This is a genomic window from Methylobacter luteus IMV-B-3098 (genome assembly GCF_000427625.1).
Classification (GTDB): Bacteria; Pseudomonadota; Gammaproteobacteria; order Methylococcales; family Methylomonadaceae; genus Methylobacter; species Methylobacter luteus.
In genome coordinates this window covers 136,359-150,527 of record NZ_ATYJ01000014.1, presented here as the reverse complement: position 1 = coordinate 150,527, position 14,169 = coordinate 136,359, and the positions used below count along the sequence as shown (strand labels likewise).

14 protein-coding genes are annotated in these 14,169 nt (G+C 51.3%); 11 read left to right on the top strand and 3 right to left on the bottom strand.

Annotation, left to right across the window (positions count from 1 at the left end):
• Positions 1–9 precede the first annotated feature (9 nt).
• The 3 genes from METLU_RS0100700 to METLU_RS26510 are packed head-to-tail and all read right to left on the bottom strand — an operon-like array spanning position 10 to position 2,154.
• Positions 10–540 carry a helix-turn-helix domain-containing protein gene (locus METLU_RS0100700; RefSeq protein WP_027156563.1) on the bottom strand — a complete coding sequence of 177 codons (531 nt, stop codon included), beginning with the start codon at positions 538–540 and terminating at the stop codon, positions 10–12.
• Positions 524–1,468: an integrase domain-containing protein gene (locus METLU_RS0100695; protein ID WP_051299700.1), complete on the bottom strand. Its 945-nt coding sequence runs from the start codon at positions 1,466–1,468 to the stop codon at positions 524–526. The genes METLU_RS0100700 and METLU_RS0100695 overlap by 17 nt, the downstream gene beginning before the upstream one ends.
• Positions 1,468–2,154 (bottom strand): antA/AntB antirepressor family protein, encoded by a 687-nt coding sequence (locus METLU_RS26510; protein WP_051299699.1) that lies wholly within the window; start codon positions 2,152–2,154, stop codon positions 1,468–1,470. Before METLU_RS26510 ends, METLU_RS0100695 begins: the two co-directional genes overlap by 1 nt.
• Before the next feature lie 1,426 nt (positions 2,155–3,580).
• Between METLU_RS26510 and METLU_RS0100680 the strand changes: the two genes are divergently transcribed.
• The 11 genes from METLU_RS0100680 to METLU_RS0100625 all read left to right on the top strand — a co-directional run bounded on the left by METLU_RS0100680 (position 3,581) and on the right by METLU_RS0100625 (position 13,995).
• Entirely contained in the window at positions 3,581–4,549 is a 969-nt protein-coding gene (locus METLU_RS0100680; RefSeq protein ID WP_196806458.1) for a PRTRC system protein D, read from the top strand.
• Positions 4,542–4,856: a hypothetical protein gene (locus tag METLU_RS0100675; RefSeq protein WP_036242607.1), complete on the top strand. Its 315-nt coding sequence runs from the start codon at positions 4,542–4,544 to the stop codon at positions 4,854–4,856. The genes METLU_RS0100680 and METLU_RS0100675 overlap by 8 nt, the downstream gene beginning before the upstream one ends.
• A gap of 25 nt (positions 4,857–4,881) precedes the next feature.
• Positions 4,882–5,037 (top strand): hypothetical protein, encoded by a 156-nt coding sequence (locus tag METLU_RS27665; protein ID WP_155920346.1) that lies wholly within the window; start codon positions 4,882–4,884, stop codon positions 5,035–5,037.
• 887 nt (positions 5,038–5,924) lie between these two features.
• Complete coding sequence (istA, locus tag METLU_RS0100660; protein ID WP_081678972.1) at positions 5,925–7,457, top strand: IS21 family transposase; 1,533 nt, start codon at positions 5,925–5,927, stop codon at positions 7,455–7,457.
• Entirely contained in the window at positions 7,444–8,190 is a 747-nt protein-coding gene (gene istB, locus METLU_RS0100655) for an IS21-like element helper ATPase IstB (RefSeq protein ID WP_027156557.1), read from the top strand. Before istA ends, istB begins: the two co-directional genes overlap by 14 nt.
• 306 nt (positions 8,191–8,496) lie before the next feature.
• Positions 8,497–9,117: a transglutaminase-like domain-containing protein gene (locus tag METLU_RS0100650; protein WP_027156556.1), complete on the top strand. Its 621-nt coding sequence runs from the start codon at positions 8,497–8,499 to the stop codon at positions 9,115–9,117.
• A 160-nt stretch (positions 9,118–9,277) separates the two neighbouring features.
• Complete coding sequence (locus METLU_RS0100645; RefSeq protein ID WP_155920344.1) at positions 9,278–10,024, top strand: hypothetical protein; 747 nt, start codon at positions 9,278–9,280, stop codon at positions 10,022–10,024.
• Positions 10,025–10,127: 103 nt separating this feature from the next.
• A complete protein-coding gene (locus tag METLU_RS0100640; RefSeq protein ID WP_027156554.1) occupies positions 10,128–10,412 on the top strand; it encodes a hypothetical protein in 285 nt (94 codons plus the stop codon).
• Positions 10,379–10,681 carry a hypothetical protein gene (locus METLU_RS27660; RefSeq protein ID WP_155920343.1) on the top strand — a complete coding sequence of 101 codons (303 nt, stop codon included), beginning with the start codon at positions 10,379–10,381 and terminating at the stop codon, positions 10,679–10,681. The genes METLU_RS0100640 and METLU_RS27660 overlap by 34 nt, the downstream gene beginning before the upstream one ends.
• A gap of 63 nt (positions 10,682–10,744) precedes the next feature.
• Positions 10,745–11,164 carry a hypothetical protein gene (locus tag METLU_RS0100630; protein WP_027156553.1) on the top strand — a complete coding sequence of 140 codons (420 nt, stop codon included), beginning with the start codon at positions 10,745–10,747 and terminating at the stop codon, positions 11,162–11,164.
• 434 nt (positions 11,165–11,598) lie between these two features.
• Entirely contained in the window at positions 11,599–13,995 is a 2,397-nt protein-coding gene (locus METLU_RS0100625; protein WP_027156552.1) for an ankyrin repeat domain-containing protein, read from the top strand.
• Positions 13,996–14,169 lie beyond the last annotated feature (174 nt).

The following is a 14,169-nucleotide window of genomic DNA, read 5'->3' as shown; positions in this document are numbered from 1 at the left end:
CGGCGTGGGCTATTCTGGTATGAGTAATTGAATACTCAAAATCTGAAACAGATGCTGGATATCCGAAACCCTTGCGCCATCATACGTACCGGCCTCGATGGCTTCAATAGTTATCGTCTCATAGCCTGATAAATTGGCAAGCTGCTGGATGGTCAGATTTCTGGTTTCACGCGCGGCCCGAATCGCCTGTGAGATGTTCGTGGACGACAACGGATTAACAGAGGTTGGTGCCGGTTCTTCTATGCACTCGTTCATCTTATGCGGTTTGGGCGGCTGGCCGGGCTTGCCGGTCCATTCCCACAACTTGCACAGGCCCAGCCAATAATCGTAGGCCTTTTTTTCGGACAGATTCCGGTGCGCTTTCCAGAAGTTGATGACCTGGCAGGCGCCGATCCGGTGCAGGGAGGTGACGCGCTCCTGGGCATCCGTGTATTCCAGAAAATCCACGATCAGCGAGACCTGCTTCCTGCGATTCTGCTTGCCGCCGCGGCGTACATAGTCGTGGGTATGCGACTTCAGTTCCTCAGCCCAGGTACGCATGGGAGATCTCCACCCGGGAATGACCCAGTTCCATTGAGATTTGCAGCCGGGCCGAGCGATCGAGTTCCTTGGCCTCGGCTGCCGGCATGGCCAGGTACTCGGCGAGTTTGGCGATCCGGCCCTTGTGCTCCCACCCGGCTTCCAACGGGCACGGCGCCTTGACCAGTTCCCGGTAGCGGTTCTGGGCGTAGGCGTGACGTTCGGCATGGAAACAGAGGTTGGCGACGACGGCCTGCGCGTAACAGGCCTGACGGAATTGGTAGTAACTGATGTAGTCATCGCCGACCGGCACCATGGATTTGCCGTGCTGGATCTGGCTGGCCTGTGCCAGCACGGCTTTACCGGCTTCTGTGCAGGGGACGCGTCGGGGCCGGCCGCCCTTGGTGCCGGCCTTGACCGTGATAGTGCCGGACTTCTCGGCCTGCTTTAGCGCCGTTTTGGGATTGAGCAGGCAGCTCTCCTTGAATCGCAGCCCGAAGGTCCGTTGCAGAGCCAGCAGGTGGGCGATGCGTTCGGAGACATCTTGCTGGGCCTGGACATGCTTCCGGTCCGACAGGGCCTTGGTGGCCTTGGGAATATAAGAGCGCTTTTGGATGCCGCAGTCCGCGCCGGGCTTGACTGTCTGCCATTGCCCGCCGGTGGCCAGCCTCATCACACAGTTCACCGCCGATAGATAATTCTTCGGCGCCGAGGCGCTGCGGTACACGCCGGCTTCCAGCTGCCGCTGCAGGTGCTGGCCGTAGCCGATCACAAACTCGCGGCTGACCTTTTCCATCTTGGTGACGCCGTTGTCCTTGGCGTACTCGCAGAACAGCCGCCAGCGGTCGATGTAATCGTCCTGGGTTTTAAAGCCGTTGCGCGAGCGTTTCCGCAGCACCATGCGCCCGGCATCGAACATGTTCCTGGAACCGATCCCGAAATTGGCCATCAGTGCACCTCGGTAGCAAATGTGGGCCGCCAGGTCCTGATGAAATTGATCAGCTCCGGATCGTTCACCGAGCAGGTGTCAGAGAACCTGGACAGGGTGGCCTGAACAAATTCCAACTGGATCACGTGTTGAATATCCAGCGTGACCTGGAACAGCGCTTCGCGATCGATGGCCGGATGCAGCAATCGGTCCCGTTTTTCCAGCGTCCAGAACAGGATCCGCGCGTCGGCGTGGAGTCTGAAGGCGCTTGTGTTTTTGAGGTGGAAATGGGGCGGCAGGATGGTGTTGAGGTCCTGGATAGTATTAATCCTGGAAGGGGCAGATTGCGCCTGAGCCGCGCGTTGTTCGCATTCGATAAAATAGCGGCGAATGGTGCGGCCCATGTCGTTCTGTTCGACCATCGCCAGTTCTTTGGCTGTGCCGAGCGACAGATGGTAGTCGATTGATCGGCGATCACCGCCGCGGCCAGTTTTGATTTCCCCATTTTGGAAAATCAAAACGTAATCCACATCCTCAGCAAATCCATATTCTCTAATCCGGTCTTTTATCCAGTCCGTAAATTTCTTCCCAACGCCTAAAAATCGATGCAGCTCACGCGCATCTACGGCCTGCGTTGGCACACCGCCGATTTCCGTGGTGAAAACAGGAATCAAGTTTTGTGTCATATTTGGTAAATCGGCACTCATCAATTTTCTCCATGATTATCAATAGGATGGGTAACAGCCCCATCCCCAAACAGCCAAGATAGCCGCTTGGGGGTGGGGCCGGGTTGTCCGAAAAAATCTTTTACGTCGCAAGCAGGCATAAACCGGCCCCGTGGAGACCGTGATTCACGGCTCCAATGCCTCTTTTTTCTGCGGACACATTCTCGCGACGGTGAGCGATGGATGCACGGGACTAACCTCCCAGCCGGGTGCAGAAAAAATAAGGACATCAATGCGCGTTTTCTCTACCCGCTGCGCGACGCGGGATCTAATGGTTGGCCTTCCTCTCGCCGCGGGTGTCAAGCGGGCTGGCGTCCAAAATCGACGCCAGGCACTACGGGTCCGTGAGGAAATTCAACGTGAAAAATAAAAATCCCCCACTTTTCCTCTACGGAAACGGCGGGATGTCTTGATATAAGCCATTGTTTAGAAATTACTAAACAGGCTGACCTGAAATAATTTTTTAGTGTCTATGTTTTAAAAGACTTAAAAAAAGATCAATTTTTTGAGGCCGCCAGGAGACTGGGGGCTCGGGATAACGTCGGTGGATAACTCATCAATTCCGGCCGCGCCGGTTATCCGGGGTCAGGCAATAGGCACGAGGCATATTGGAAGTTAATTTCAGCATTCGATTGGCTATGAGCCGCTGGACGCCAGTCTATCGGGTGCTGAGTGGGGCCGGAAACCGGCCAAAGGGAAGAGCGCATTGGGCGCTGAATTTTGGACAAAACTGTCCCGTGGCCGCCGTTGGCGGTTTTTTCGAAAGGAACCGATGTTAAGTCGGTAAACTAAAATCAGCCAAAAATGGCCTTAACAACAAACAGTTAAATAATGGCCCCGGGGCATCCTACCCTCTCGTCAGAGATAATCCGGGGTTCGCGACCGTGTATGCCCGTTGTCGTTCGCGGGTTTATCGGGTGAGGCGATCCTGGTGCCGTTCAAACCCATCTATTGCCGGCGATTGTGCCAAAACCGAATCTCTGAGTCAATCACAAGCTCGGCCAAGCCAATTATTTTAAAAGACCACCTAAAAACCGCGTTTTTCGACCCGACACGCCGTGCCGGGATCTGGCATAGTGGCTCAGTGGCACTGGCGTCGGGCGTTTGAATGCGCCTGCCATCGGCTTAGACCGGCTCAGACTGGCTGAGGCGGGTTCGGGCGCTGAGCCCGCCGGACAAGCCCGTCGCCGAGACGGCTTTAGGCTGTCTCAGACAGACTCAGACCGGCTCAGACCAGGTGAGGCAAGTTCAGGCGGTGAGCTCGCCGGACAAGCCCAGCCGCCGAGACGGCTTTAGACCGACTCAGGCCGGCTCAGGCTGGCTATCGCCGGCGCTGGCCCGCAGCGACCTTTTTTAACGACAATCGAACACAAACAACGGAGTTTTATAAGCTATGCAGATATCAGCGATGGACATTGGTTATGGCAACGTCAAATTCACTCTGGGGCGGGAGGGGCAACGCATCGATTGCGGCCATTTTCCCTCGGTCGCCCCGATCAACCGCGGCGTCGACATCGGCGGCGAGGCCATGTCCAGAAAAGACCTGACCCGAGTCAGTGTCAATGACGTCGAGTATTTGATCGGCCGGGATGCCCTGCTGTCGATCAAGACCGGCACCGGCCGCGTGCTGAGCGCGGACTATCCGGAACGGGACGTGTATCTGGCGCTGGCCCGAGGCGCCCTGGCCCATATGAAGCGGCCTGCGATCGACTTGCTAGTGACGGGGCTGCCGGTCAATTTCCACGCCCAATACTGGCAGCGGCTGGAGGAGCGGCTGACCGGCGTGCACGCCTATCCGGACGGCAGCGAGGTGCGGGTCAAAAAGACCTGGGTGATCCCCCAGCCCGTCGGCGGCTTCCTGAACTACTGCCTGGAAAACCAGGCGTACACTGCTCTGCGCGCGTCCAACTGCTTGGTCATCGATGTCGGCTTTTATACGGTCGACTGGCTGGTCTGCCGGGGCCTCAAGGTGATCGACGAGCGCAGCGGCAGCGTACCGGCCGGCATGTCCAAGCTGCTGGAGACACTGGCGCTGGTTCTGACCCAGGAGCTGGGCGAGCCGTTTGAGGACATCAACCGGCTGGACATCGCCCTGAACCAGCAGAACCAGCTGGACTGGTACGGCCAGAAATTTGACTTCAGCCATCTGCTGCCGAAGGCCGAACCGGTGATCAATAGCGCCTGCGAGAGCCTGGCCGGCAGCGTCGGCAGCTTCAGCGACATCGCCCGCGTGGTCGTGGTCGGCGGCGGCGCCCGGCATTACCTGGGCGGCATCCAGAGGCTGTGCCGCCGGAATATGGTCGCCGAAGTCAGCGATTCGCTCTATGCCAACGTGCGCGGTTTCAAGATCGCCGGGGAGCAGAAAACCCGTGGCTAGCTTGGAAGTTTGCGTGTTGATTGACGCGGACGCCGATCCGGAACTGTACCAGTACTTGGCTTCGGTGCACAAAAGGCGGCGGGCCGAACACATCCGGATGCTGGCCGCCAGCGGGCTGGGCATCGGGCTCAGGATTGCGCCGCCGGCGCAGCGGCAGCAACCGCTCCCGGAACCCCAGCCTGAGCCCAAGGCGATGATGCGCGAGGAACATCCGGCTGTGGCCGTCGCCGACGATAAAGCCGCTACCACGGCGGAAGAGGACGCCATCTTCGGCGACCTCGGCGATCTGACCGGAAAAAATCAATAACCCAACATCAGCCATCGAGGCGACTATGAAACAGCATAACCGTAGCGAAACAGCAACCAGCGAAAACGACAACCACGAAGAGCGCGATGAAAGCCGGGCTAGCGACGTGGCCGGGCCGGTACCCGATCGCCAGCAAAATGAGCAGGCCTTGCACCAGGCGTTGCAGACGGCCAATTTCTAAGGGTCGGGAGCCGCGATGGCCAAACCATACAGGCTTAAGCTGAAAACAGACCGGCTGCGGTCAGTGTGCGATGGTGGGGATACCTACTGTCGCACACTGACCGCAGCGAACCGCTGATCGGTGCGGGAGCGAAAGAGCAGGCAGATTAGTTTCCGCCTGCTCAATGCCAGGAATGAGCTTACGTATTGACAGCATTCTGGGCTCATGAAAAGGAGCAGGGCGAAGCTAATCTGCAAGCCTGCCATTTCACAAGTTCTTCTACCATCATGAATGGCCACTTTCGAAAATGGCGAATGAGTGCTATCGACCCCTATGTATAGTGCGCAACTATGAATAGAAGAGATTTATTTCGATGCACACCCAACGTGTTACCAGCGATTACCGGTAGAGCGCTATACATAGTTTTAATGCTTGAAGGAACTGCGTCAATTCCTTACCAGCTGTATGATAACTATAAACTGGATATGTATGGCGACATTCAAGCAAGTGAACCATGAAATTATCAACGGAAGAGTGTCAATTGCTACTCAAGTAGCCAGCTTCATATGTGGTGCAGGGCGAATGTTCATTGAATTGTCTGAAGCGAATAAATTTTCACCTCAGAATCCCGGCAAAACTATGTAAAGTTTCTTGACTGAGGGTTGGTTGAAAGGTCAGTAAAATCAGGGTTTGCCACCAACAGCTAATCACGGCTATACATAGTTGGGCCCTATACATAGGGGTCGCTATGTTAAGCTTAACATAGCGACCCGTTCCGGTCTGTTAACGGCCAACTAAACTGAGCCAGAATTGGCCAACCATTTTGAGCCACTTTTTCCTTTATCTTTATCCCAGTATTTGCCACAGTCCCTGGCTTTTGTTCAGGGAGCGGCATGAAGGAGTGGCTAGTGATCCATCAGATCAAAGCATTACATAATCACGGCAATGGCTTATCGGAGCGTCAGATTGCCCAACAATTGGGGATTTCCCGCAACACCGTCAGCAAGTACTTGAATCTGCCGGAGCCCGCGATTGCGGCGCTGCTGACCGATACGGAGCGCAGCAAGAAACGGGATGATTACCGCGGCTACATCATACAGTTGCTGCAGACCTATCCCGGCCTGTCGGCCGTGAAAGTGCTGCGCAAGTTGAAGGCTAAGGTGGATGATCTGGCCGTGTCCGACCGATCGGTACGGCGTTACATCCAGGCGCTCAAGCAGGAGATCCCTTGTAAACAGGCCCGCTATTATGAGCCGGTGCTGGACATGGTGCCGGGCGAGCAGTGCCAGGTCGACGGCGGCGAGCTGCGCGGCGTCCTGATCGGCGACGTACCGGCCACAGTCTATTTCATGGTGTTCGTCTTGTCCTACTCCCGGTTGATGCATGTGTCGGTGTCGCCGCGTCCGATCGATACCGAGACGCTGATCCGTCAGCATGATGCCGCCTTCCGCTATTTCGGCGGCAGGCCGAGCGAATGTGTGTACGATCAGACCAAGTTGGTCGTGATCCATGAGCGGTTCCGAGAGTTAACCTTGAACCAGCGCTTCCATCAGTATGCGACCGCGGCCGGCTTTGCGATCCGGGCCTGTGAAGGCTACGATCCGGAAAGCAAAGGCAAGGTCGAAGCCGGGGTCAAATATGTCAAGCATAACGGCTTGTACGGCGAAGCCTTCGCCAGCTGGCAAGACCTGGAGCAGACCTTGGCCGACTGGCTGGACCAGACCGCCAACCAAAGGCGGCACGGCAGTACCGGACAACCGCCTCGATCCCTCTACGACCGCGAGGAAAAGGCCCGGATGCAGCCTTACCTGACCCCGTCCTGTGTCCATGATGCGCAGGCCGCCACGGTCACGCGCAAGGCCGACAAGACCGGCCTGATCGCCTGGCAGTCCAATAAATACTCGGTACCCATGACCTATCAAAGCGCCCGGGTCGGCGTCTACCAACAGGATGGCCAGCTGTTGATCAGCGACCTCAACACGGGCGAGGCGATCGCCGAGCATCGGCTGTGCCCGGAAAAAGGCCAGGTCATCAAGAACACCCACCATTACCGCGACCAGAGCTTGCGCATTGAAGCGCTGGAAGCCGACCTGCAGCAGTTGGTCGGCCAGGCGACGCTGGCGATGGCGCTGTGTGCCTTGCTGAAAGCCACTTCGCCGAAGATCTACAAGGACCAGCTGGCGGGCGCCAAGCAGGTATTAACCGAGCATCGCCAACGCTACGGCGTGATCCCCGAGCCCCTGTTGATGCGACTTATCGAGTTGCCGCGGCTGACCGCCAGCGGCCTGAAGCAACGCCTGGACGCCTGGCAGCCGCATGCTGAGCGGCGAACTCCGCCCGAGCCGACGCCGGCAGGCCATCCGTCCTCGGCGGCCCTGGCCCGTTATGGCACCCTGAATGGCCGCTCCAGTGGCCAGGGAGAGCGCCATGCCGTCCATTGACCAGGTCGCCCGGCAATACCGCAGCCTGTGCCTGTCCGGCATTGCTGATCACCTGGAGCAGCTGCTGAGTCAGGCGGAAGCCAGCGACAGCTCCTACCTGCAGTTCGCCGACCGCCTGATCCAGCATGAACAGCAGCAGCGCAACAGCAAGCGCATCGAGCAAAACCGGCGACGGGCTGGCTTTCCGCTGCATAAGTCTCTGGAGGAGTTCGACTACCGCTTCCAGACCACCCTCAGCAAACGCGAAGTCAGTAACCTATTGGACTTCGGCTTTATCGACAACCGCGACAACGTGGTCTTTATTGGCCCGCCCGGCGTCGGCAAGACCCATCTGGCCATCGGGATCGGCCTGAAAGCCATTGAGGCTGGTTACAAAGTCAGCTTCCACACGGCACTGGGTTTGATGGAGACCCTGGAACTGGCCGAGCTCAAAGGCGAGTTGAAAAAGAAAATCAACCAGTTGCTCAAGTTCGATTGCCTGATCATAGACGAGCTGGGCTATCTGCCGATGAACAAGCAGGGCATGCACAACCTGTTTCAGCTCATCAATGCGCTGTATGAATACCGATCGATCATTCTGACCACCAACAAAGCGTTCACCGATTGGGGCGAGTTCTTCTTTGACGACAATGTGGCCGTGCCCATCGTCGACCGCCTCATCCACCATTCACATATCTTTATGCTCGGAGGGGACAGTTATCGGCTGAAATCGAAACTAAACAATTCATATTAACCGGGAAAAGTGGCTCGATTTTAATGGCCGAAACTGGCTTAATTCTGTTGGCCATTGATACCGGTCTTTCACTAGAATTTTTTGAATGGCAGTAATTAGCAGCATAGCAGCCAGTCGCTGAGCTGGTTGGGCAAATCAGTTGTAAACATAGGTATTGAAGTTATCTGGGTCTGTTTATCGTGAAAATTATGCATGTTATCCCGTTTGAAATCACAAAGTTTTTAGAAAAAGCATTTTGATGTTGTAGTCCAGTATGTAAGATATGTAGATCTAGAGAATCACTTTTCAGCCTAGCAAGAGAAAAAGATGAAGCAATACTTAGAAGTTTCAAAATATATTGATTGGGACAATCCATTAATATTAGAAAAAGCCAAGGAATTGTCAGTTGGGTTGGACGATAAGAACAGTATTGCGCGCATTTGCTTTGAATTCGTTCGTGATGAAATTAAACACAGCTGGGATCATCAACTTAATCCGGTCACTTGCAAAGCATCTGATGTACTAATTCATAAGACTGGCTACTGCTATGCAAAAAGTCATTTGCTCGCAGCATTGCTAAGAGCTAACAGCATTCCGGCTGGGCTATGCTATCAAAGGCTCACCGTTGCTAACGACATACCACCTTTTTGCATACATGGGCTTAACGCCGTTTATCTTGAACCTTATGGTTGGTATAGAATTGACGCTCGAGGCAACAAGCAAGGAGTGAACGCTGTATTCAATCCGCCTCATGAGCAATTGGCATTTCCTATCATCACAGAAGGCGAGGCCGATTTTATTGAAGTATGGGCTAAACCTTTAGAAATAATCGTTGATCTACTTGAATCCTCAAGTTCTTACAAAGAAGTTGCAGATAATTTACCGGACATTCAGATTGTAACGGCTAACAAGCCGTTCAAGGCGACTGCGCTATGGGCTGCATCTTAACTCCAGTGTTGAACGTCTGTGTTTTAGCATAAGTGCCATTGAATTAAATTTGCCGAAAGGCAGGTTATGGCACAACTGCGCCATTCGCGAAAAGATTGGGTTCGATTCAAAGGGAATGCTGAGATGGTGCTATTATTGCAAATATTGCCAATGTGACGAATTGAAGGCATTGGGAAGCACTGCAAAAAAATTTAATATTCAACCAGAGGAAAAGGACATGCCGTTGTTAAATTTACCGGAGACCCTGCCACAAGACTTCCCGATTGTGATGTTGGTTGCAGAAGCCTCACAACAAAATGCTCAGGTAGCGGAAGATAAACCGTTTGGCAGCATGGGTGTATGCCTGGCTATACCGCAAGGGCCTGTCATTGAGAAAGATGCAATGGGACTGGTTCCTTATGATTTATCCCTCAGATTTACAGCCTCTCTTTACTGGAATCTCAAATATCCGGAATTTGCAGCAGAAGGCGGCGTATCATTAAGCCCCTCAGATGTAGAAAAGGCCATGCATGGAGAGAAACTGACAACTTATGATAGGTATGATAGTGAAGATGCAACAGTTACGGTGCTGGAGCAGCCTGAACATGGCAAGTTAAGTAAAGACTTATCCCCTCATAAAACCATTTCTTATTATCCAGTTCCAGATTATCAGGGTAACGACAAAGCGGTGTTCCTGGTTAATCTGCAAGGCTACAATATTAAAGTAACTTATGATTTTAAAGTAGTGGATTTCAGACCGTTTGAGAACCTTAGCAGTCTGGCCAGGGAGAAACATTGTCCTGATCCATACATATGGAGGATTTCTACTACCTCCGATACGCATTTTAGCGCTATAAATTTTGATGTTATGTCGCCAACATCACTTTGGATGCTGCAGAGTGCAGGGCTTATCAGTCAGCTCGAATGATGCATTTTATACCTCAGCATACTCTACAACTACTACGAGTGACCCACGAAACGTATTTCAAGCGTTATAAATAAAATTTGCTATTTAACTAGGATAAATTGATATGCCCACCATGGATATGCCCCATATACCACAGCATCAAATGCCTGTGGTTCTGGCAGCTCAAACTACACAGCCCAGCATCGAGAAATTATACGGTTCAATCGGGGTATGCACCGTAGCAGATAAAACAGATCAAGCAGAAAGAGAAAAAAAATTGGGTGTAAGACTTTATGCGTCAACCATATTTGATCATAAAAATCCACATTACAGAGCCTATATGAAAGCATATATGCCCATGCTGAAGATAAATCTTTGTTGGAAGATGCAGTTCGCAATAAAGAAATAGATTATCGTTTTATACGTGATAAAAATGCTACTGTCACAGTTTTAGAACAGCCAGAACATGGTAACTTAAGCAAAGACTTCTCGCAGGGAAAGGACGTTTCTTACTATCCTGACCAGGGATATGAGGGCATGGATAAAGCCGAATTTTTAGTCAACATATCGGGCTACAACATCAAGCTGGTCTATTGCATTAATGTGCAGGATGTTGATTTTGATAATGACAGCCCAGAAAGCATTTATAATGAATATTGCCCAGATCCTAACTCGTAGCAAATCTCCATCTCCCCTACGCAGAATCAATATTCATAGTATGGCTCTACGAATATGCCCCATATGCCACAGCACCAAATGCCTGTAGTTCTGATAGCTCAAGCAGCACAGCCAAATGTCAGTAAACTTTACGGTACTGTAAGTGCCTGCTATTTAAGCCCAAAAGCCGATAGAAGAATTGATTCAGAAGAAGAATACGTGAGTAATTCTAGTGTTTCGCCTCTATCTCCGGCAGAAATGGCATGGAATATCTTTCCTTTGAAATATCCGGAATACGGCCAAGGAGATATAAGTACGTTAGAACTATTGCGCAGTGGGAAAGGGCCAGATTTTCAAGCAATAGATACTACAAAAGCCAAAATCGAAGTATTACAGCAACCTGAACATGGCACTTTGACTAAAGATCTAACTCAAGATATTTATTACTATCCAAATGCTGCTTATGTGGGTGATGATAAGGCTGTTTTTCTAGTTAACTTGTAAGGCTACAACATTAAGGTGGTGTATGGCTTTAAGGTGGCTAATGTTGATTTAGAAAAAGGCAATATGCAAAAAATCTGGACTCAATATTGCCCGAAAGCTAATTGGCTAATTGCTAATTCTGCCGATCCAACCACAAGCTTAGACGATACCACAGCTAGTTTTTTTACATGGAATTTACTCCTTCAACTTGCCCGCCGATTTTATTAGTGCCTATTACGCCAGCCTTGCCGTTAGTTTCATCAATCCTGACGGTATCGTACCTAGTATGACCAAAGGTGAAACTGCTAATCCAGCTTACTTAATCTCAACAAAGGAAATCCTATGACTTGGTTAGCCGAACCTCCAATAATAGTTGGGCGCTACCCTACCGGACTTTAAAGCACAGCTAGCGGCACGCCTTACCATCATAATATTAGAACTCACAGAGAGCATCGATGAATTTCAGCCATACAATTTATGCCATTGTTGTATGTTTCTTCTGGCTCAGCCAATCCGTTTTGGCTCAATCTGGGATAGACGATGAGCAACATTGTAAACCGTCAGTCGTTGAACTAGTCGGAAAACATTTCAAAATCACTGATTTTGCATACCCTAGAGATGGTATGTATCCCAATACAGAGAACGGCGGCATAATTGTCTCCGTGGTGTGCAAGCATTGGCCTAATGACAATGCAAAAAGCATCGCCGCTTTTGCATTTGATGCCGGGGTTGAATATGAAAAGCAGTTGCTTGTTGCCTTGGTTGATACCACTAAAAGTCAGATTATTGCTTCATACAAAAGTACCATAGAAGAAGATGCTGCGACCGAGGTCAATAGCTATTCATTAAAGCTTGATACCGCGCGCTACATTCTTTCCAAAAATACGAGAGCATTCGGATTGCGGACGAATATATTTAAGGATCGATGTACGTATGAAGGGGGAGGCGATGATGAGCTAACCTTGTTTGTTGTCGATGGCGAACGCATACGCCCCGTTCTCGATTTGACGATGTCCCAATGGGAATACGGCAGAGGAAATCGCTGCAGCGGCGACAGAGAAGTTTCTCGAAAGGAAGCAAATTTATTCATATCCGTAGAACCCACAGTCTCCAATGGTTTTGCTGATTTATTGATCACCGCTAAGGGAAATGATGGTAAGGCACCTCTTCGTGCCAAGATTTATTACGATGGCACACATTATGGACTTGAGTCCTGGCAAAAGGTATTCAGTCAATGGTGGGATGCCATCGCCATAAATGTTGACCCCGCCATACTACTGTCTGATGCCATAGAGATTGGCGACATTGAACAAGCGCGGTCCCTGATTGAAAAAGGGGCAGACATCAACGCAAGTGGAGATGGCGTGCAAACACCATTGCATGAGGCGGTATACCATGCAAAAAAAGATATGGTCGAATTCCTGATAGACAAAGGTGCCGATGTCAACGCAAAAGCGCGGCTGGGGGATTCCCCGCTGCATGTGGCTGCAGAAAAAGGATATGGGGAGATAATTGAACTGTTACTTGCAAAAGAGGCGGATATCAATGCACTCGGATATCTGGAATTAACGCCGTTGCATATAGCTGCATCCAATAAACATAAAGACATAGTGGCATTGTTGATTTCAAAAGGGGCGGATGTTAACGCGAACAAGGGAGCAGGAAGTACTCCGTTACACTATGCTGCTATAGGAAGCGATAAAGAGATCATAGAGATGATGATCACAAAAGGAGCGGATATCCATGCAAGGGATCCAAGAGGACTGACGCCGTTGCATAGGGCAGTATATTGTGGACAGAAAGAAGCGGTCGAGCTGTTGCTTGCGAAGGGGGCCGATATCGACCCACAGGATATTGATTTGTTGACGCCGTTGCATTGGGCCGCAAGTGGGGGTTGCAAAGAGATTGTTGAATTCTTAGTAGCAAAAGGTGCTGACATCAATGCGAAGAATTCTAACGGGGAGACGCCATTGCAGTTAGCAGCCAAGAATAAGAGAGAGGAAGTGGTCAAGTTTTTGAGCGCTAAAGTGACTGCCGCCCCCACCGAGCGCAGCGCTGGCCAAGCCGAAAATACCAAGCTCTTGTTCGAAGCAGTACGCAAAGGGGATACGGCAGCGTTGGAGGATTTGTTTGCAAAAGGGGCGAGCATTAACGCGAAGGAATACGGTCGAACGTTATTATATCAAGCTGCAATAGGCTGGAGTAAGGATACGGTCGCGTTGCTGTTGGCAAAGGGGGCTAATCCGAGTGAAACCAATAGCGTTGGAGATACTCCATTGCATGGTGCGGCGTATCTGGGCTATAGAGATATTGTTGATCTGCTTCTTACCAGGAAGGTGGATATTAATGCGCAAAATTATAAGGGTTTGACTCCGTTGCACGAGGCAATTGCCCATGGACATACTGAGGTCGTTGAACTGTTGGTTGCAAAGGGTGCAGATATTAATGTTAGGGAAATGAAACGGCAGACCCCGCTTCATTGGGCTGCGAGCAGGGGAAATAAGCAATTGGTAGAGCTGCTGCTTTCAAAGAATGCCGATGTCCATGCAAGAGACATTGAAGGAAGTGCTCCGTTGCATCTTGCAGTAAATGCCAAGAGTAAAGAAATTATTGAGTTATTGCTGGCAAAAGGGGCCGATATTAACGCGGTAAATCAGATGGGCACCCCTTTGCACATTGCGGAATACCGTGTAGCGGCATTTCAGGACAAGTTGGATATGGTCGAATTCCTGATCGCTAAGGGAGTCGATGTCAATGTGAAGAATAGAGAAGGAGCTACAGTGTTGCAGCAAGCGACAAATGACGGGCAAGAGAAGTTTGTCAAGGTGCTAAAGGCACATGGAGCGAAGTAAAAAGAGACGCTCATGGACAGTATAACTGAACTTTTTTGCCTACTAACTAGACGATTCCTGTTACCTGTTTGAGTAGGCTTGGGAATAGAATTTACTGACATCAGGCGCTAAAAAGCACAAACGGCGAAGCATGTGTGGCTACACAATTCTGGAAGGAGAACATGCATAACAAAT